Source organism: Caulobacter sp. GW821-FHT11E11 (assembly GCF_058808315.1).
The window spans coordinates 637,090-655,158 of sequence record NZ_JBXARO010000002.1 but is presented as its reverse complement, the minus strand read 5'-3'; the positions used below and the strand labels follow the sequence as shown (position 1 = coordinate 655,158).

Sequence of the window (18,069 nt, the reverse complement as noted above, 5' to 3'; positions counted from 1 at the left end):
GCACGATGCGAAACGGAATCCTGATCTCGATGATCGTCGCTGGGGGCGCCTTGCTGGCCAGCCAGGCCGCCGCCCAGGTCACGCCTTCCGATGTCCGTGATCTGGTGGGCGCGCGCGGCTCCAGCGGCGAGTCCGAACTGGCCTCGCGCGGCTACGTCAATGTCGGCGGCCAGAGCGGCGACGACCGCAAATGGACCTACTGGTGGAATGCCCAGCGTGGCGTCTGCCTGTCGATCGCCACCAAGGACGGCCGCTACGACTCCATCGTCTCCACGCCGGCGCCCGATTGCCAGCGGAATGGCGGCGGCTATCGTCCGCCCGAGTTCGGCTATGGCCAGGGCGGCGGCGGCTATCGCGAGCACATCGCCCTGATCTGCTATGGCGAGGGCCAGCGCCTGGGCAGCCAGTACAAGTCCGGCTACGAGTGGGACGCCGACAAGCGCCGCTATGTCGCCAAGAGCGGCGTGGAATACACCCGCCAGGACTACGACACCTCGGTCACGGTCGAGATCGACGGCGGCCAGGGTCGCATCCGTCCGGCCAAGAACATGATCCCGCCGATCCATTCCGGTAATGACGATGGCTGGTACGACATCGCCAACCTGTCGGTGTCGCGCGACATCATCCGGGGCGAGTTCAAGCTGAACGGCATGAACCGGCCCAAGCTGATGATCGACCGCCGCAGCGGCCATATCAACCTGGATGGGCTGACCAAGTTCAGCGGTTCCTGCGACCCGCTGGACGGCGACCGGAAGTTCTAATCCTTGATCGCCAGCGCGATGGCGACGGCGATGATCAGCATCACCGTCGCCGCCTTCACGAAGCAGCCGGCGGTCACCAGGATCGCCCGGCTCCAGCGGTCGTTGAAGCGCTTCAGCCACACGACCTGCAGGCCCAGGTACCAGACGATGGCGCCGATGATCAGCGCCCAGCCGATGGCGGCGTTGGCTGGAAAGGCCTGGATGGTCGCGCCGCCGATCCCGATCACCAGGCAGAACACCGAGGCCGGGTAGCACTCGCCATAGAATGGGCCGCGCAGGGTCTTGCGGGTCAGGGCCTGCTTGGTGTCGCGCACCTGCTCGACGGCGAACATCAGCGGGAAAACCGCGAACATCAGCGAGCGCAGGATCACCAGGTTCTGGTCCGAACCGAACAGCTTCTCGGCCGTGTGGCCGGCATCGGCGAACGGATTCAGGTGCAGGGACAGTTCGATCAGGTGCGAGATCACCAGACTCAGCATCAGGAACAGCGGCGCGCTCAGCGTGTCCTGGAACTGTTCCTCCTCGGGCTTGCGCAGTTCGTTGCGGGAATATTCCAGGACCTGGATCGGCCGCAGCAGCGTCCGCAGCAAGGTGCGCGGATAGAAGACCAGCCAGGTCATGACCTCGTAGAGGAACTCCTCCAGCGACCGGAGGATACGGATGAAATCCATCTGCGAGGCCTTGTTGAGCATGGCATCAATCTGAGGGTGAGGCTTGTCGAGACACGACGACTCCGCGACCTTCCCAGATCGCGCCTCGCAGAGGAAGGCTGGGCGTCCGGGTATCTTGGAGTTTCGCATGCGTGTCGCCGTCTTCTCGGCCAAGGCTTATGACCGGCGGTTCCTGGACGCGGCGAACGCGACGTCCGGACACGTGATCGACTATTTCGACGCCCACCTGGATGCGGCGACCGCGCCGCTGGCGGCCGGCTACGGCGCGGTCTGCGTCTTCGTGAACGATCGCCTGGATGCGGCCGCGCTGGAGGCGATCGCGGCCGCCGGCGTCCGGACGGTGGCTCTGCGCTGCGCCGGCTACAACAATATCGACCTGGCCGCCGCCGAGGCGCTGGGCATCACCGTCGTCCGTGTGCCGGCCTATTCGCCCGAGGCGGTGGCCGAGTTCACCCTGGGCCTGATCCTGGCGCTGGACCGCAACATCCCTCGAGCCTGGAACCGGGTGCGGGAGAACAACTTCGCGCTGGATGGCCTGATCGGCCGCAACCTGTGCAGCCGTGTCGCCGGCGTGGTCGGGACAGGGCGTATCGGCGCCCTGGTCGCGCGCATGCTGCGCCTGGGCTTCGGCTGCGAAGTCTTGGCCAGCGACGTCGTCGAGGACCCCGATCTGGTCGCCGCCGGCGTCCGCTACGTGCCGGTCGAGACCCTGCTGCGCGAGGCCGACCTGATCTCGCTGCATTGCCCCCTGACGCCCGACACCCGCCACCTGATCGACGTCCGGGCGATCGAGCAGGCCCGGCCCGGCGTCGTCATCGTCAACACCAGCCGGGGCGCGCTGATCGACACCAACGCCCTGATCGACGGACTGAAGTCGCGCAAGATCGGCGGCGTGGCGCTGGACGTCTACGAGCAGGAGGCCGACCTGTTCTTCGAAGACCTCTCCAACGAGATCATTCAGGACGACGTCTTCCAGCGCCTGCTGACCTTCCCCAACGTGCTGATCACCGGCCACCAGGCTTTCCTGACCGAGGAGGCGCTGGGCGCGATCGCCCGGACGACCCTGGGTAGCCTCTCTGAGATCGAAGCGGGCAAAGACCCCGAGCATCGTGTCGTCGCGGCGGCCGTGAAGGGCTGAGGCGGTACGCTCAACGCCCCCGCCGCGCGTTCCAGGCCAGGGCGTCCTTGCGCGCCTTGGTCAGGGTCGCGGCGGTCTGGACCAGCACCGGCCCGCCGCAATAGAGCAGCCGCTGGTGGAAGACGCCGCGGAAGGTGTTCGGCTCCAGGCTCTTGAGGGCCGGATGGTTGACCACCCGGTCCGCCCAGCTGGGCGCGCCTTCCCAGCGCGAGCCGGCCAGCAGCACGGTCGGCGGATCGGCCAGCAGGGCCTCCAGCGGGACATTGCCCCACTTCTTGAGGCCGTAGCGGCTGGCCAGGTTCTCGAAGCCGCAGCGCTCCAGCATGTCGCCGACCAGCGTGCCGCGCCCGGCGACCAGCCCGCCCGACTGATAGACCAACGCTCCCAGGCGCGGCTCGCCCGGCTTGGGCGTGGCCTCGGCCAGGGCCTTGTCGATCCGGGCGACCACCGCCTCGCCGCGCGCGGGATTGCCGACCAGCTCGGCGATCTTGCGGACCTGCTCCAGGCTGGCCTCGACGGTGTTGGGCACATCGAACTCGACGACAGGCAGGCCCCGCGCCTTCAACGCCGAGCGCGTGTAGAGGCCCGAGCGTTTGCTCGCCAAAACGAGGTCCGGGCTCAGCGCCACCACCTCCTCGGCGCCCTCATGTGTGAAGGGATAGGTCCGCGCGCGCGTCGCCATGGTCGAGACGTCCGGATCACGCGAGAAATGGCTGAGCGCGGCGATCTGCCGGCGGTCGGCGACCTCCATCAGCACGATGTCCAGGCACGAGCCGATCGAGACGATGCGTTGGGCCCGTTCGGGCGCCGCGCCGGCGGTCAGGGACAAGAGGCCGGCCGCGGCCGCCCGGCGGGTCAGGATCAAAACTCGATCCCCGCCTGGGCCTTCACGCCTGACCGGAACGGATGCTTGATCACGGTCATCTCGGTGACGAGGTCGGCGGCGTCGATCAGGGCCTGGGGCGCGTTGCGACCGGTGACGATCACGTGCTTGCCCTCGGGGCGATTGACGATCGCCTCGACCACCTCCTCGACCGGCAGGTACTCGTAGCGCAGGACGATGTTCAGCTCGTCGGCCACCACCATGTCGATGTCCGGATCGGCGATGCGGGCCTTGACCACTTCCCAGGCCTCGCGCGCCACGGCGATGTCGCGGGCGCGGTCCTGGGTGTCCCAGGTGAAGCCCTCGCCCATCGGCTTGAACTCGACCTGGTCGGGAAAGGCGTCGAACACCACCTTTTCGCCGGTCTGCAACGCGCCCTTCACGAACTGGATCACGGCAACCCTCTGGCCATGGCCAATGGCGCGACAGACCATGCCTAAGGCCGCCGTGGTCTTGCCCTTGCCGGGGCCGGTATTGACGATCAGCAGGCCTTTCTCGATCTGGCGCTCGGCCATCATCTTGGCGCGGGCCGTCTGGATCTTGGCCATCTTGGCGTTGTGCTTTGCGTTGAGGTCGGTGTCGTCGGTGTCGTCCGTCACGGGGCGATCTCCTGGGCGAGTTGGGCGAGGCGCACGGCGGCGCTGTTGGATCGGGGACGCCAGAGGCCACGCTCGACGGCCTCCAGCAGGCGCTCGGCGGCCTCGCGCAGGGCGTCGGGATTGGCGTCGCGCATGAACTCGGCCACGGCCTCGTCGGCCAGCAGCGCGTCATAGGCCAGGTCGAAATGGTGGTCCTTCACCGCTCCGGTCGTAGCGGCGAAGGCGAAAAGGTAGTCGAGGCTGGCGGCGATCTCGAACGCGCCCTTGTAGCCGTGGCGCATGACGCCGGCGATCCACTTGGGATTCACGAGACGCGCGCGGACCACGCGGCCGATCTCGTCCTCCAAGGTGCGGATCACCGGCCGCTCGGGTCGCGAATGGTCGTTGTGATAGACGCGCGGCGCGACGCCCTTCAGCTCCGTGACGGTCGCCGTCAGCCCGCCCTCGAACTGGTAGTAGTCGTCGCTGTCCAGCAGGTCGTGCTCGCGGTTGTCCTGGTTGTGGATCACCGCGTCGACGGCGGTCAGACGGCGCTCCAGCAGCGGCCGGGCCGCCTCGCCCTCCCCGCCCGCGCCATAGGCCCAACCGCCCCAGACCAGGAAGGCTTCGGCGAGATCGGCGCGGTCGGTCCAGAGCTTCTCGTCGATCATCGCCTGCAGGCCCGCGCCATAGGCGCCGGGCTTGGAGCCGAACACCCGCGCGCCCGCCGCCTCGTCGCCGCCCTCGGCCTGGAAGCGGGCGGCGGCGGGGTTGTCCTCGGGCGGCTCGTCCAGGGTCATCACCGCGCGGGCGGCGCTGTCCAGCAGGTCGATCTGCGGGCCGAACGCGTCACGGAAGAAGCCGGAGATGCGCAAAGTCACATCGACACGCGGCCGGCCCAGGGTCGCCAGCGGCAAGATGTCGAACCCGGTCACCCGGCCCGTCGCCGCCTCCCAGGTCGGCCGGCAGCCCATCAGCGCCAGGGCCTGGGCGATGTCGTCGCCGCCGGTGCGCATGTTGGCCGTGCCCCAGGCCGACAGCGCCACGGCCTTGGGATAGTCGCCGACCTGCTGCAGGTGGTCTTCGACCAGCAACTGCGCCGACGCCCAGCCCAGACGCCAGGCGGTCGGGGTCGGCACGGCGCGGGTGTCGACGGAGTAGAAGTTGCGGCCGGTGGGCAGGACGTCGGGGCGTCCGCGCGTGGGCGCGCCCGACGGTCCCGGCGCGACGAAGCGGCCGTCGAGGCCGGTCAGCAACGCGGCCATCTCGGCAGCGCCGCAAGCTTCGACGCGGGGCAGCAGACGCTCGCGGACTTCGTCCAGCACGACGGCCGTACGGGTCCAGGCCGGGTCGGCGTTAGCTCCAGCGATCAAGCGTGAGGCCAGCAGCTCCAGACGCTCGACCGTATCGCCGGCCGTCCGCCATAGGTCGTCCGACAACGCCGCCAGCACCGGGGGCTTTGCGCTCGTCCAGACCTCGCCCAGGGTCACGGCTAGGGGGTCGAAAGCGAGCCCCAGATCGTCGGCCAGGGCGCGTAGCAGCGAGGCTTCGCCACCCTTGCCCAGGCCGCGCGGCGTGCGGGCCAGGGCCACGACGAGGTCGTCGCGCAGCCGGCCCTCCGGCGAGGCGCCGAACACGTGCAGGCCGTCGCGGATCTGCACCTCCTTGAGGTCGCACAGATAGTTGTCCAGCGCCGACAGGGCCTGGTCCTCATCGGCCAGGTCCATGCCGCAGTCGACGTCCAGCCCCTGGCTGGCGGCCAGGGCCAGGATCTCCTCGCGCAGGGGCTTGAGGCGACGCGGGTCCAGGCCGGCGGCGTCGTAATATTCGTCGACCAGGGCCTCGAGCGCCTTGAGCGGGCCATAGCTCTCGGCGCGGGTCAGGGGCGGCGTCAGGTGGTCGATGATCACCGCACCGATCCGGCGCTTGGCTTGCGTCCCCTCGCCCGGATCGTTGACGATGAACGGATAGAGTTGCGGGATCGGTCCGGCGATGGCCTGCGGGAAACAGGCGCTCGATAGCGCCAGCGCCTTGCCCGGCAGCCATTCGAGGTTGCCGTGCTTGCCGACATGGATCACCGCATGAGCTCGGAAAGCCGTCCGCAGCCAGGCGTAGAAGGCCAGGTAGTTGTGCGGCGGGACCAGGTCCGGATCGTGATAGGTCGCCTTCGGGTCGATGTTGTAGCCACGCGCCGGCTGAACCCCGACAACCACATTGCCGAAGACATGCAGCGGCAGGCGGAAGTGTCCGTCCGCGAAGGCCGGGTCCCTGGCCGGTTCTCCCCAGCGCGCGGTCACGGCGGCGCGGGTCGTCTTCGGCAGGGATGCGAAGAAGGCCTCGTAGTCCGCCAGCGACAAGCTCGGTCCGGCCGCGCGGCCGGCGACACCGGCATTGGTGACCCCGCCCCTCAGCCGATCCATCAGGTCCGCCGAGGCCTCGGGCGCGCCGTCGACGTGGTAGCCAGCCAACCCGAGCGCTTTCAGGATCGCCGTGACGCTGGCGGGCGTGTCCAGCCCCACACCGTTGCCCAGACGCGAGTCCCGGTTGGGGTAGTTGGCCATCACCAGCGCCACCCGGCGCTCGAGGGCCGGCGCTCGGCGCAGGTCCGCCCAGCCCCGCGCCAGGTCGGCGGCGAAGGCGATGTTGTCCTCCGCCGGCGCGTGGCTGACCACGTCGCATTGCGTCCGAGGATCGTGGCGCAGCGCCGCCTTGAAGGCCGTGGCCCCAGCCAGCACCCGCCCGTCCAGTTCCGGTAAGGCGACGTTCATCGCCAGGTCCCGCACGCCCAGGCCGCGCAGGCTGGCCTCCCAGGCCGCGCGATCCAGGCCCGCGAACACCAGCTGCAGCACCGGCGCGCCGCTGGTCTCCAAGGGGCTGGCCCGGCGGTCGTCGCCCGGATTGGACACCGCGAAGGCCGTGGCGTTCAGCACGATGTCGGGCCGAATCCGGTCGAAGGTCCCGGCGATCAGCTTGGCGGCGAACGGGTTCTTCAGGCTCTGGACGAAGATCGGCGTGACATCGAAGCCGCGCGCGACCAGCGCCGCGATATGGGCGTCGATCGCCTGGGTCGTCCCGGCCGCCACCAGGGCCCGGTAGAAGACCAGCGCCGCCTTGGGCCGCTCCGGCGACCAGGCCTCGGTGAGACCCGCCAGGTCCGTCAGCCGCTGGCCCGGCCAGTAGAACCCCGCATCCAGCAGCGCGGCGGGCTCGTTCCACTCGCCACGCGGCTGGCCGATCAGGTCGGCGGCATAGAGCAGCAGGTTACGGGCATTGGCGATGCCGCCCTGGCGCAGATAGGCGAAGATCCGATCACAAACCTCTGTCGGCGCGACGGAAATCGCCCGCCCCTCGCCATCGGCTTGCTCGTCCAACAACGCCACGAACAGCGCGCCGCGCCGCCGACACGAGGCGGCGATCTCGTCCAGGCCGTAGGGCCAGTAGGCGCGGCCGCCGACCAGGCGGGCGACGACGATCTTGGCCTTGTCGACGACGCTGTCGACATAGAGATCGACCGACAGCGGATGCTTGAGCCGCAGCAGGTTGGCCAGCCGCACCGTCGGGAAGTCGCCTGGCAGTCCGGCCAGGGCCTGAGACAGGCATGCGAGATCGCTGTCGGCGGCCGACAGGACGACGATGTCGCCGGGGCTCTGCCCCAGGTCGACCGCCTCCTCGCCGTCGAGGACCTGCCCCGGCTGGACCGCCAGCAGGTGCATCAGGCCAGTGCGGCCTCGACGATCGGCGCGATCGCCGCCTGGTCGATGCCCTTTTCGCCGATCACTACCAGCGACGAGGCGTGGGCCTCGCCCTCGCGCCAGGGTCGGTCGAAATAGGTCTGGATGCGCGGGCCGACGGCCTGGACGATCAGGCGGGCCGGCTTGCCCGACACCGCCACCACGCCCTTCAGGCGCAGGATGTCGTGGGCCGTGAGCGCGGCCAGCAGGCCAGCGGTCAGGGCCTCGACATCGGTCACCCCGCCGCCGCGCACCACGAAGCTGTCGAAGTCATCGTGGTCGTGATCGTCCTCGCCTTCATGGTGCGACTTGCGGCTGTCGAGATCGTCCTCGGCCCCGACGCCCAGGCCCAGCAGCACGGCCGGATCCAGCGCGCCCTGGCGGGCATGCACCACCTTGACGCCCGGCCGCAGGTGCTCGGCCAGCGAGGCCTCGACGCGGGCCAGGGTCTCGGCGTCGATCAGGTCGGTCTTGTTGAGGATCACGAGGTCGGCGCAGCCCAACTGCTCCTCGAACAGCTCCTCCAGCGGCGTGTCGTGGTCGAGGGTCGGATCGGCCAGGCGCGCCTTGCTCAGCGCCGCCTCGTCATGGGCAAAACGGCCTGCCGCCACCGCCTCGGCGTCGATCATCGCCACCACCCCGTCGACCGTGGCGCGGGTGCGCACATCCGGCCAGGTGAAGGCCTTGACCAGGGGCTTGGGCAAGGCCAGGCCCGAGGTCTCGATCAGGATGTGCTCGGGCGGGTTCGGGCGGTCGATCAGCTTCTGCAGAGTCGGCAGGAAGTCGTCGGCGACGGTGCAGCATATGCAGCCATTGGCCAGCTCCAGGATGTCGTCGTCCGAGCAGCCCTCGACCCCGCAGCCGCGCAGGATCTCGCCGTCGATGCCGACATCGCCGAACTCGTTGACCACCACGGCTAGGCGCCGGCCGCCGGCGTTCTCCAGCAGGTGGCGGATCAGGGTGGTCTTGCCCGCGCCCAGGAAGCCGGTCACCACGGTCGTTGGAATTCTGGCCATCTTGTCGTCCCTGCCTCTGGCTGTCGCCAGACGGGGCAAGGAACGGCGCGCAGGGCCGTGCAGACGCGGGGCGTCCGGAAGGCCATGCCTTGCCGCACCGGTGCACCCCGCCCGGTCGCATCAATATTCGTGAAGGCCGGTCTCCTGGCTTACGCCCTCCCGCCTCGGCGCCTTCCCAGGACGAGAGTCCCAGTGGCGTGTGCCGGGGCGATCGACGGACGATCACAGTTGCGGGGGCAGCCGCGGATTGGTCACCGCATTCCCGGAGGCTTTCGCCTCCATGCCTTCACGACGACGGGCGTAGGCTGACCCCCGCGTGGGGTCAAGCGGTCAGGCTTTGGAACCGCCATTGCCGATTGAACGACAGGGTCAGCAGGGCCAGCGGCGCGATATCGATCCGGAAGGCGGCCGGCGGCGGGATGTCCAGGACATGGGCCAAGGCGGCGCGCATCACCGGCTGATGGGTCACCGCCAGGATCCGCTCGTCGCGCGGCGCCTGGGCGTCGATCCAGGCGCCGACCCGGGCCACGACCGTCGAGAAGGCCTCGCCACCCGGCGCGCCGGCGGCCGGATCGGCGATCCAGCCCATCAGGATCTCGGGCTGCTCGGCATGGATTTCGGCCAGACCGCGACCGCACCAGGCGCCGTGATCGGTATCGGCCAGGGCTGGCTCCACAACCGCCTCGAGCCCCAGCGCCTCCGCCGTCTGGCGTGCGGCCAGGGAGGGCGCGACGAAGACGCGCTGCGGCGCGGGCCGCAGCGCCAGCGCCTTCGCCCCGGCGCGGCCGGCGTCGTCGATCGCCTCGTCCGGATCCGGAAAGCCGCCCTCGCGCATGGAGACCGTCGCGGCATGGCACAGAAAAACAAGACGGGTGGCCAAGGCAGGCTCCGATAAATCTTGACGACGCACAGCAACGCCACCTAGCTCGAACCTGACCTTGGAAGGAAGCCGGTGAAACTCCGGCGCGGTCGCGCCACTGTGATCGGCGAGCGGTTCTCCGCCGTCGAGAGTCAGACCCTTCCCAGGTTTTGTTCAGCGCCGGGACGCGAAAATCCCAGGGAGAGCGACACGATGGCCACGGCCCATACGATTTCCGACGACGTCTTCATCCCGATCGGCGAAGACGCCGTGATCCCGCTGAAGGACATCGCGCCCTGGGCCGTCTTCGGCGTGCTGCTGGCGCTGGTGTGCCTGTATTTCGTCAGCACCGAACAGGGCGCGCTGTCGCTGTTCAAGGGCATGTACGTCCACGAGTTCGTGCATGACGGCCGTCACCTGATGGGCTTCCCCTGCCACTAGGCGGGGCCGAGCATACTCATGACCCCACAGCTTCTCTGGCGCGGCATGCTGGCCGGCGTCATCGCCGCCCTGTTCGCGTTCGTCTTCGCGCGTGTCTTCGCCGAACCCCAGGTCGACCTGGCCATCGCCTTCGAGGCCTCGCACGCGCAGGTCGAGATGGCGCACATGGCCCATGGTGCGGCGCCGGCGGCCGAGCCTGAACCCGAACTGGTCAGCCGCTCGACCCAGAAGGGCCTGGGCCTGTTGACCGCCGTCACCCTGTACGGCGCCGCCGTCGGCGGGATCTTCGCCCTGGTGTTCGCCTATGCCTATGGCCGCTGGGCGCGCCTGAGCCCCCGCGTCCTGGCGCTGGCGCTGGCCGGCGCGGCCTTCGTCGCCGTCAGCCTGATCCCGGCCCTGAAATATCCGCCCACCCCGCCCGCCGTCGGCCAGCACGAGACCGTCGCCCTGCGCACGGCGGCCTTTTTCCTGATGATCGCGCTTTCGGTGATCTCGGCCGTCACGGCCCTGAACGTCGGCCGCAAGCTGCAGGCCCGGTTGGGCGCGCTGAACGCCGGCTTCGCCGCCGTCGCCGCCTATGTCGTGCTGATCTCTGTCACCCAGGCGATGCTGCCCAGGATCAACGAGGCGCCGGGCGACTTCCCGGCCGTCGTGCTGTGGAACTTCCGCATCGCCTCGATCGGCATGCAGGCCCTGCTGTGGACGGTGATCGGCGTGGGCTTCGGCGCCCTGGCCAAGCGCGTCATCCAGCGCGGCTAGCCTCCAACCGATCGCTTTCAAATCAACCTCGCCTTCAAAGCGGGCGCCGAGCTTGGCTTGGCGCCCGATCGCATCCCCACGGCTTGCCTCCAGGCCTCTTGCATTGAGATAGTTTTTATTATCGTAATGTGGCCGACCAGTCGGAGTACTGGATTTAGGGGAGTGCGATATGAAGGCGCCTATGTTCATGGGGTGCGCCGTCCTGGCGCTTTCGACCGGCATCGCCGCGGCTCAGACGCCGTCGCCGCCGGCGCAGGACGACACGGCGATCGCCGAGATCGTCGTCACCGCCCAGAAGCGCGCAGAGAACCTGCAGGACGTTCCGGTCTCGGTCACCGCCCTGACCGCCGACACCCTGCAGGCGCGGGGCGTCAACAACGTGCTGGCCCTGAACAACATGGCCCCCGGCATGCGGATCAGCGCCAATGACGCGGCCGCCAATCCCAAGATCTACATCCGCGGCGTGGGCCTCAGCGACTTCAACCCCAATGCCTCCAGCGGCGTCGGCGTCTATGTCGACGGCGTCTATGTCGGCTCGCCCCTGGCCCAGATGGCCGGCTTCTTCGACCTGGCCCAGGTCGAGGTGCTGCGCGGCCCGCAAGGCACGCTGTACGGCCGCAACACCAACGGCGGCGCCATCAACATCACCACCAAGCGGCCCAGCCAGACCTTCACCGCCGACGCGTCGCTGGAGTACGCCACCTTCAACGCCGTGACCGCCGAGGCAGCCGTGGGCGGACCGATCATCGCCGACAAGCTGGCCTTCCGCGCCGCCGGCCAATGGGTCAAGGACGACGGCTACACCTACAACCGCACAACTGGGAACGACGTCAACGCCGCCGACCACTGGGCCGGCCGCCTGTCGCTGCTCTATACGCCGACCGACGACTTCGAGCTGCTGACCCAGGTCAGCCGCTACGTGAACCGCGGCGACGCCATCGCCCCGCAACACCGGGCGCTGTTCCCCGGCACGGCCGCCGCCACGGGCCCCGACGGTCTCTGCGCTCCAACCGCCTATTCCAGCGGCGCCTGCACCGATCTGATGGGCTATGCCGATACCGACGGCAATCCACGCGCCATCGACGCCAACCTGGAGGGCAAGGACAAGGTCGACCTGTTCGGCGCCTCGACCCAGGCGACCTGGTCGTTCAGCGGCCTGCAGCTGGTCTCGGTCACGGCTTGGCAATGGGCCCATCGCAACGACGTCGAGAACACCGACGGCAGCCCACTGCAGATGCTGGAGATCAATTACCGCTCCCGCCAGCGCCAGTTCACCCAGGAACTGCGCCTGCAATCCGACACCCCGTCCGCGCGCCTGAATTGGGTGCTGGGCGGCTACTTCATGGACGAGACGGTCCAGGACAACACCCGCCAGGACACCCTGCGCGACTTCCGCCCGTTCTTCATCGCGCCCGACAATCCCACGGGGATCAGCCCCGCCGACAGCGTCGCGGTGTTCGGCTGGCCCTACACCCAGAAGACCAAGGGCTACGCCGTCTTCGGCCAGGCCGACTACAAGCTCACAGACAAGCTGACCGGCACGGTCGGCCTGCGCTGGTCGGCCGACAAGAAGCACATGAACTACCAGAGCCAGATCGAGGATGGCCTGATCGTCCTGCTGACCTCGGACCAGAAAAAGACGTTCTCCGCATTCTCGGGGCGTCTGGGCCTGCGCTACGAGGTGACACCCGACACCAATGTCTACGCCACCTACAACCGCGGTTATAAGAGCGGCGGCTTCTTCGGCGGCCTGGCCACCACGCCCGAAGAGGTCGAGCCCTACGACAACGAGACCCTCGACGCCTACGAAGTGGGCATGAAGTCGGAGTTCTTCGACCGCCGCCTGCGACTGAACGTGTCGGGCTTCTACTACGACTACAAGAACCAGCAGGTGTTCGCCCAGGCGCTGCGCAACGGCCTGACGGTGCTGGTGCTGGATAACGCCGCCAACTCCAAGGTCTATGGCGGCGAGGCTGAGATCACCGCACGGCCGATCCAGCCCCTGACCCTGACGGCCGGCGTCTCGCTGCTGCACGCCAAGTTCGGCGAGTATTTCAGCGAAGGCCAGGACTTCACCGGCAACCGCCTGCCGCAATCGCCGAAGGTGACCTTCAACACCGCCGCGACCTGGGTGGCGCCGTTGGCCAACGGGTCGTCGATCGTGGCCAATGTCGACGCCAACTATTCGTCCAAGGTCTATTTCGACAACTCGAACGCCCAGCGCCTGTCGCAGGACTCGGTGTGGATCGCCGGCGCCCAGGTCAGCTGGCGCTCGCCGGACCAGAAGATCGAGGCCGGCGCCTTCGCCCGCAACCTGTTCGACAAGACCTATGTCGTGTCGATCTCCAACATCGACAGCCTGGGCGAGGACCTGCTCAGCCTGAACCGCCCGCGCAGCCTCGGCGTCTTCCTGCGCTATCACTACTAGGCGGGAGTTGGTCGGCGGCGGGCAATCTTGCTATCAGGACCTCATGGCCAGAAGCACCGCCGCCAAACCAGCATCGCCCTCGCTCGACACCAAGTCGCGCCCCTCGCGGCGGCGCGGCAAGGACACGTTCGAGGTCATCCTGATCACCGCCGGCGAATTGCTGGCCGAGGTGGGCTTCGAGCGCCTGACGACGAACTTGGTCTGCGAGCGGGCCGGCCTGACCCCGCCGGCCCTGTACCGCTACTTCCCCAACAAATACGCGCTGCTCAAAGAACTGGCCCATCGGCTGATGGACGCCCAGGACAAGGCGGTGCTGGCCTGGCTGGAGGCCGGCGGGACCCAGTCGTCCTCGATCGAGGAGTCGGTCGCCAAGAACCGCGACCTGCAAAAGCAGATCAACGCCATCACCCGCGATTTCCCGGGCGGCGACTGGATCCTGCGCGCCCTGCGGGCCCTGCCCATGCTGCAGGAGGTCCAGACGACGTCACGCGACATGGTCGCCCAGACGCTGTTCGACATCCTGAAGGCGGCCAATCCCGAGGTGAGCGAAGACCGTCTACGCACGGCCACGCGGCTGACGACCCAGATGATGTACGCCGCCACCGAGATGGTCCTGGAAGAACCCGACCAGGACGAGGACCAGATCAACGAGGAGATCTGTTGGATGGTCGCCCTGTACTACCAGCACCTCACGCGACGGACCGCCTAGCCCTCAGCAGGCTGATCAGGGCGAGCGCCAGCGCCAGGCAGATCGCCGACAGGGCCAGGGCGCGCTTCACCGGGCCGTCGCCGACCACCAGCGAGGCGGCCAGCGGCCCCGCGCTGCTGCCCAGCAGCTGAGCCGCGCCCAGTTGCATCGAGGCGCGGCGGGTCGGATCGATCCGGATCAACAGCAGGGTCTGGAACGGCAGGGCGAACAGCCACAGGAAGCCGAACGCCGCGACGCAGGCGATGAACAAGCCGCGTCCGGGACCACTCCACAAGGCCGCCAGGATGATGGCGTTGATCGCCCCGACACCCAGCAGCATCCGGGCCGGCGGCACGCGGTCGCCGACGAAGGTCGCGGCCGCCCCGCCCAGGACCTGGAGGCCCAGCGCCAGGGCGACGGCCAGTCCCGCCTCGCGCGGCGACAACCCCGCCTGGGCGGCCAGGGGTTCGAGATAGACCCACAGGGCGACGATGAAGGCCATGTAGAGGAAGACCGCGGCCAGCCCGCCCATGGAGCGGACGTCTAGACGGCCACCGTCCTCGGACCTGGCCAGCGGCGCCAGGCTGTCGGGGCCGACCAAGGTGACCATGGCGGCCAGCAGCGAGATCACCGCCAGGCTCGCCAGGGCGCCGTTGACGCCCCAGTGCTCCATGACCGTGGCCGGCAAGGCGGCCGCCAGCACCAGCTGGGCGAAGGTCTGGACCGTGACGAAGACGCCCGAGGCGCGCTCGGGCCGCGACGAGCGCGCGATGACGCCGATCGCCAGCCACAGCATGACCCCGGCGCAGGCTCCGGCCACGCCGCGCATGACGATGACGCCAAGGCCGCTGGTCAGGGTGGTCGCCAGCATCGCCGCCGCGTGCAGCAGGCACGCCAGGCCGATCTTCAGTCGGATACGGGTGGGCTTGAACACCGCCGCGGCGATGCCGCAGGCGACGCCCAGGGCCATCAGCTCCACGGTCGCGGCCAGGCCGATCTGGGCGGTGCTGAGCCGCCCTTCCCGCTCCATCGCGCCCAGGATCACCGGCTGCAGGCCCGCGATCAGCAAGGCCACGACGCCGACGGCCTGACCGACGGCGGCCGCCTGCCGGGGCGGCGAGGTCACGGCAGCTGGCGCGATATCGACAACGGCTTCGGAAACGCTCATCGGCCCTGCCCGTACGATTTGAAGCGCTGGAGAATGAGGTTCATCTCCTCGTCCGCCAGCAGGGTCGGACCGCCAATCGCCAGGGTCCCCCAATAGACCGCCGCCTGTTCCTCGATCTCCTCGGCGATGGCCAGGGCGAAATCCAGGCTGGGGGCGATGACGATCTGGCCGTGATTGGCCATCAGGGCGGCGTAGCGGCCGTCCAGGGTCTCGACCACGATCTGGGCCAGCTCGCTCGAGCCGAAGGTGGCGTAGGGCGCGACCGGCACGCTGACGCCGCCGCTGACGGCGACCATGTAGTGCACGGCCGGGATCGGCCTATTGGCGCAGGCCAGGATGGTGGCGTGGCGCGAATGACAGTGGACCACCGCGCCGACGTCGGGCCGGCGGTCCAGCAGTCCCTGGTGCATCCGCCACTCGCTGGACGGTTTCAGCGCCCCCGCGGCGGTCGAGCCGTCGGGCTGGACCAGCACCATCTGGTCGGCGGTCAAGCGCGAGGCCGGAACGCCGCTGGGCGTCACCAGCATGGCCTCGCCGCAGCGGGCCGAGACGTTGCCGGACGTGCCTCGGTTCAGGCCCTTGTCGTCCATGGCCTTCATGACCTGGGCCATGCGTTCGCGCAGAGCGCTTTCGTCGAGCGCCATCAGGCAGCCTCGCTCAGGGTCATCTGGCCCATGGCCGCCTCGGTGGCTTCGAAGCTCTCCAGCTTGCCCAGCGTGGCCAGGCCCTGGGCGACCAGCGCTGCCGTGGCCGTGGCGAAACGCGCGGCCTCCAGCGGCGGCCAGCCCCGGTCCAGGGCCGCGATGAAGCCGGCGCAGTAGGAGTCGCCGCAGCTGGTGGTGTCGATCGGCTTGATCGCATAGGCCGGCAGGGTCGTACGGACGCCGCCCAGCACCACGACCGAGCCCCGGCCGCCGTTCTTGATCAGGCAGTTCCTGGCCCCCAGGCCGATGAAGACATCGGCGGCGGCGAAGAGGTCGTCCTGGCCCGTCAGCATCTGGGCCTCGGCCGCGCTGGGCAGGAAGTAGTCCACGAATGGCGCCAGCCGCTTCAGCTCGTCCAGCGCCGAGGCCTGGGGCGAGATCAGGTCGCAGGTCACGATCGCGCCCGCCTCATGCGCCGCCTTGACCAGGTCGGCGCCGGCGCCGCCGTCCAGTCTCGGCCCGCCGATCCCGGCATAGTGCAGGAAGCGCGAGGACGTCGCCGCCACCAGGGCCTCGGGCGTGGCCGCCGCCAGCATGCCCGCGCCCAGAGCGTGGAAGTTGGGCCGCCGCCCCGCCGAGTCGACCGCCAGCATCGTCGTCGAACTGGGCAGGCCCGGCAGGGTGTCCAGCGCGCTCAGGTCTACGCCGGCCTCGTCCAGGGCCATGCGGATGAAACGGCCGATCAGGTCGTCGCCGACCGCCGAGGCCAGCTTGACCGGCATGCCCAGCTTCGCGGCGACCAGGGCCGCGCCCGCCGCCGTGCCGGCCGGCGCGCAGGCGATCCCCTCGATCAGGGTCGTCCCCTCTCCCTGCGGCAGCGCGTCGATCGCGCGCGCCACGACGTCCAAGGTCGTCAACCCGATACACGCCAAGCCGGTCTTCATGCCGCTCTCCCCCTGTGAGTTGACAGTCACTATGCCTCAGCCATTATGATAGTCAAAACTATCTTATAGGCGGGCAGCGACAATGACCTGGACCAACAGCAAGGACACCGCGCTGCGCGAGCGCGCCATGGCCGTGATCCCCAACGGCATGTACGGCCACCAGTCAGTCATGCTGCTGCCCGACGACTATCCGCAGTTCTTCGAGCGAGCGGAAGGCGCCTATCTGTGGGACGTCGACGGCAACCGTTATGTCGACTTCCTGTGCGGCTACGGCCCCAACCTGTTCGGCTACGGTCACGCCGCGATCGACCAGGCCTATGTCGAGCGCATGAAGCAGGGCGACACCATGACCGGCCCCGGTCAGGCCATGGTCGAACTGGCCGAGGCCCTGACCGCCCAGGTGTCCCACGCCGACTGGGCGATGTTCTGCAAGAACGGCACCGACGCCACGACCATGGCGATGATGATCGCCCGCAACTTCACCCAGAAGAAGACCATCGTCCTGGCCAAGGGCGCCTATCACGGGGCCGCGCCGTGGTGCACGCCGCTGAAGAACGGCACGACACCCGCCGACCGCGCCAACCAGGTGTTCTACGAATACAACGACGTCGAGAGCCTGGAGGCCGCCGTCCGCGAGGCCGGCTCGGACCTGGCGGCGATCTTCGCCTCGCCGATCAAGCACGACACCTTCATCGACCAGGAGCTGCCCGACCCAGCCTACGCCCGCCGGGCCCGCGAGCTATGCGACGAGCACGGCGCCCTACTGATCGTCGACGACGTCCGCGCCGGCTTCCGCCTGGCGCGCGACTGCAGCTGGTCCCTGGTCGGGGTGAAACCGGACCTGTCGACCTGGGGCAAGGCCATCGCCAACGGCCACCCGATCTCGGCCCTGCTGGGCGCTGAGATCGCTCGCTTCGCGGCGGCTACCATCTACGCCACCGGCTCGTTCTGGTTCTCGGCCGCGCCGATGGCCGCCTCGCTGGCGACGCTGAAGCTGATCCGCGAGACCGACTATCTGGAGCGCACCATCGCCCTGGGGGAACGCCTGCGCACGGGCCTGGACGAAGTCGCCGGCCGCCACGGCTTTGGCCTGCGCCAGACCGGCCCGGCCCAGCTGCCGCTGATCATGGTCGATGACGACCCAACCGGGGCCAAGGGCTACTTCTGGAACAACGCCCTGCTCAAGCGCGGCGTCTACTTCCACCCCTGGCACAACATGTTCATCACCACGGCCATGACCGACGCCGACATCGACCACGCGGTCGAGGCCGCCGACGACGCCTTCAAGCTGCTGAAGGCCGCCGGTCCGCTGGAGCCTGTCGCCAAACTGGAGTTCCTGCACTCGGTGGCCGGCTGACGC

16 protein-coding genes and 1 riboswitch are annotated in these 18,069 nt (G+C 69.0%); of the genes, 7 read left to right on the top strand and 9 right to left on the bottom strand.

Annotated features, from left to right (window positions below; translation table 11 throughout):
- Window positions 1-5: 5 nt before the first annotated feature.
- On the top strand, window positions 6-761 hold the full coding sequence (locus AC1RR5_RS07055) for a hypothetical protein (protein WP_492920485.1): 756 nt from the start codon (window positions 6-8) through the stop codon (window positions 759-761).
- On the opposite strand, the gene AC1RR5_RS07050 is transcribed toward AC1RR5_RS07055, so the two are convergent.
- Window positions 758-1,453, bottom strand: a complete 696-nt coding sequence (locus AC1RR5_RS07050; protein WP_492920484.1) for a hypothetical protein — start codon at window positions 1,451-1,453, stop codon at window positions 758-760. The genes AC1RR5_RS07055 and AC1RR5_RS07050 overlap by 4 nt on opposite strands.
- A gap of 106 nt (window positions 1,454-1,559) precedes the next feature.
- Here AC1RR5_RS07050 and AC1RR5_RS07045 point away from each other — a divergent pair, with 106 nt between their 5' ends.
- Window positions 1,560-2,570, top strand: coding sequence for a 2-hydroxyacid dehydrogenase (locus AC1RR5_RS07045; protein ID WP_492920483.1), 1,011 nt, complete (start codon window positions 1,560-1,562; stop codon window positions 2,568-2,570).
- A gap of 10 nt (window positions 2,571-2,580) precedes the next feature.
- Here AC1RR5_RS07045 and AC1RR5_RS07040 read toward each other — a convergent pair whose 3' ends face one another.
- The 5 genes from AC1RR5_RS07040 to AC1RR5_RS07020 all read right to left on the bottom strand — a co-directional run bounded on the left by AC1RR5_RS07040 (window position 2,581) and on the right by AC1RR5_RS07020 (window position 9,658).
- Window positions 2,581-3,435: an ABC transporter substrate-binding protein gene (locus AC1RR5_RS07040; protein ID WP_492920482.1), complete on the bottom strand. Its 855-nt coding sequence runs from the start codon at window positions 3,433-3,435 to the stop codon at window positions 2,581-2,583.
- On the bottom strand, window positions 3,432-4,052 hold the full coding sequence (gene cobO / locus AC1RR5_RS07035; protein ID WP_492920481.1) for a cob(I)yrinic acid a,c-diamide adenosyltransferase: 621 nt from the start codon (window positions 4,050-4,052) through the stop codon (window positions 3,432-3,434). The genes AC1RR5_RS07040 and cobO overlap by 4 nt, the downstream gene beginning before the upstream one ends.
- Window positions 4,049-7,744 carry a cobaltochelatase subunit CobN gene (gene cobN, locus AC1RR5_RS07030; RefSeq protein ID WP_492920480.1) on the bottom strand — a complete coding sequence of 1,232 codons (3,696 nt, stop codon included), beginning with the start codon at window positions 7,742-7,744 and terminating at the stop codon, window positions 4,049-4,051. Before cobN ends, cobO begins: the two co-directional genes overlap by 4 nt.
- Window positions 7,744-8,778 carry a cobalamin biosynthesis protein CobW gene (cobW, locus tag AC1RR5_RS07025; RefSeq protein WP_492920479.1) on the bottom strand — a complete coding sequence of 345 codons (1,035 nt, stop codon included), beginning with the start codon at window positions 8,776-8,778 and terminating at the stop codon, window positions 7,744-7,746. The genes cobN and cobW overlap by 1 nt, the downstream gene beginning before the upstream one ends.
- 117 nt (window positions 8,779-8,895) lie before the next feature.
- Window positions 8,896-9,081: riboswitch (cobalamin riboswitch) on the bottom strand.
- A gap of 19 nt (window positions 9,082-9,100) precedes the next feature.
- A complete protein-coding gene (locus AC1RR5_RS07020) occupies window positions 9,101-9,658 on the bottom strand; it encodes a histidine phosphatase family protein (RefSeq protein WP_492920477.1) in 558 nt (185 codons plus the stop codon).
- A gap of 192 nt (window positions 9,659-9,850) precedes the next feature.
- Here AC1RR5_RS07020 and AC1RR5_RS07015 point away from each other — a divergent pair, with 192 nt between their 5' ends.
- The 4 genes from AC1RR5_RS07015 (at window position 9,851) to AC1RR5_RS07000 (ending at window position 13,974) form a co-directional block, all read left to right on the top strand.
- Window positions 9,851-10,078 (top strand): CbtB domain-containing protein, encoded by a 228-nt coding sequence (locus AC1RR5_RS07015; RefSeq protein ID WP_492920476.1) that lies wholly within the window; start codon window positions 9,851-9,853, stop codon window positions 10,076-10,078.
- 18 nt (window positions 10,079-10,096) lie between these two features.
- Window positions 10,097-10,837, top strand: a complete 741-nt coding sequence (locus AC1RR5_RS07010; RefSeq protein WP_492920475.1) for a CbtA family protein — start codon at window positions 10,097-10,099, stop codon at window positions 10,835-10,837.
- 169 nt (window positions 10,838-11,006) lie between these two features.
- Window positions 11,007-13,265, top strand: a complete 2,259-nt coding sequence (locus AC1RR5_RS07005) for a TonB-dependent receptor (protein WP_492920473.1) — start codon at window positions 11,007-11,009, stop codon at window positions 13,263-13,265.
- Window positions 13,266-13,308: 43 nt separating this feature from the next.
- On the top strand, window positions 13,309-13,974 hold the full coding sequence (locus tag AC1RR5_RS07000; RefSeq protein ID WP_492920472.1) for a TetR/AcrR family transcriptional regulator: 666 nt from the start codon (window positions 13,309-13,311) through the stop codon (window positions 13,972-13,974).
- Here the strand turns inward: AC1RR5_RS07000 and AC1RR5_RS06995 are convergent.
- From AC1RR5_RS06995 to AC1RR5_RS06985, 3 genes are read right to left on the bottom strand one after another with little or no spacing between them, the layout of a single operon-like run.
- Window positions 13,955-15,121 (bottom strand): MFS transporter, encoded by a 1,167-nt coding sequence (locus AC1RR5_RS06995; RefSeq protein WP_492920470.1) that lies wholly within the window; start codon window positions 15,119-15,121, stop codon window positions 13,955-13,957. The two genes, AC1RR5_RS07000 and AC1RR5_RS06995, sit on opposite strands and share 20 nt — an antisense overlap.
- Entirely contained in the window at window positions 15,118-15,765 is a 648-nt protein-coding gene (locus AC1RR5_RS06990; protein ID WP_492920468.1) for a class II aldolase/adducin family protein, read from the bottom strand. Before AC1RR5_RS06990 ends, AC1RR5_RS06995 begins: the two co-directional genes overlap by 4 nt.
- Window positions 15,765-16,709 (bottom strand): carbohydrate kinase family protein, encoded by a 945-nt coding sequence (locus tag AC1RR5_RS06985; RefSeq protein ID WP_492920466.1) that lies wholly within the window; start codon window positions 16,707-16,709, stop codon window positions 15,765-15,767. The genes AC1RR5_RS06990 and AC1RR5_RS06985 overlap by 1 nt, the downstream gene beginning before the upstream one ends.
- A gap of 82 nt (window positions 16,710-16,791) precedes the next feature.
- On the opposite strand from AC1RR5_RS06985, the gene AC1RR5_RS06980 reads away from it, so the two are divergent.
- Entirely contained in the window at window positions 16,792-18,066 is a 1,275-nt protein-coding gene (locus AC1RR5_RS06980) for an aminotransferase class III-fold pyridoxal phosphate-dependent enzyme (protein ID WP_492920464.1), read from the top strand.
- Window positions 18,067-18,069 lie beyond the last annotated feature (3 nt).

Coding starts and splice junctions, on each gene's coding strand:
- AC1RR5_RS07055 (WP_492920485.1), top strand. CDS start 6: ATGCGAAACGGAATCCTGATCTCGATGATCGTCGCTGGGGGCGCCTTG.
- AC1RR5_RS07050 (WP_492920484.1), bottom strand. CDS start 1,453: ATGCTCAACAAGGCCTCGCAGATGGATTTCATCCGTATCCTCCGGTCG.
- AC1RR5_RS07045 (WP_492920483.1), top strand. CDS start 1,560: ATGCGTGTCGCCGTCTTCTCGGCCAAGGCTTATGACCGGCGGTTCCTG.
- cobN (WP_492920480.1), bottom strand. CDS start 7,744: ATGCACCTGCTGGCGGTCCAGCCGGGGCAGGTCCTCGACGGCGAGGAG.
- cobW (WP_492920479.1), bottom strand. CDS start 8,778: ATGGCCAGAATTCCAACGACCGTGGTGACCGGCTTCCTGGGCGCGGGC.
- AC1RR5_RS07015 (WP_492920476.1), top strand. CDS start 9,851: ATGGCCACGGCCCATACGATTTCCGACGACGTCTTCATCCCGATCGGC.
- AC1RR5_RS07010 (WP_492920475.1), top strand. CDS start 10,097: ATGACCCCACAGCTTCTCTGGCGCGGCATGCTGGCCGGCGTCATCGCC.
- AC1RR5_RS07005 (WP_492920473.1), top strand. CDS start 11,007: ATGAAGGCGCCTATGTTCATGGGGTGCGCCGTCCTGGCGCTTTCGACC.
- AC1RR5_RS07000 (WP_492920472.1), top strand. CDS start 13,309: ATGGCCAGAAGCACCGCCGCCAAACCAGCATCGCCCTCGCTCGACACC.
- AC1RR5_RS06995 (WP_492920470.1), bottom strand. CDS start 15,121: ATGAGCGTTTCCGAAGCCGTTGTCGATATCGCGCCAGCTGCCGTGACC.
- AC1RR5_RS06990 (WP_492920468.1), bottom strand. CDS start 15,765: ATGGCGCTCGACGAAAGCGCTCTGCGCGAACGCATGGCCCAGGTCATG.
- AC1RR5_RS06985 (WP_492920466.1), bottom strand. CDS start 16,709: ATGAAGACCGGCTTGGCGTGTATCGGGTTGACGACCTTGGACGTCGTG.
- AC1RR5_RS06980 (WP_492920464.1), top strand. CDS start 16,792: ATGACCTGGACCAACAGCAAGGACACCGCGCTGCGCGAGCGCGCCATG.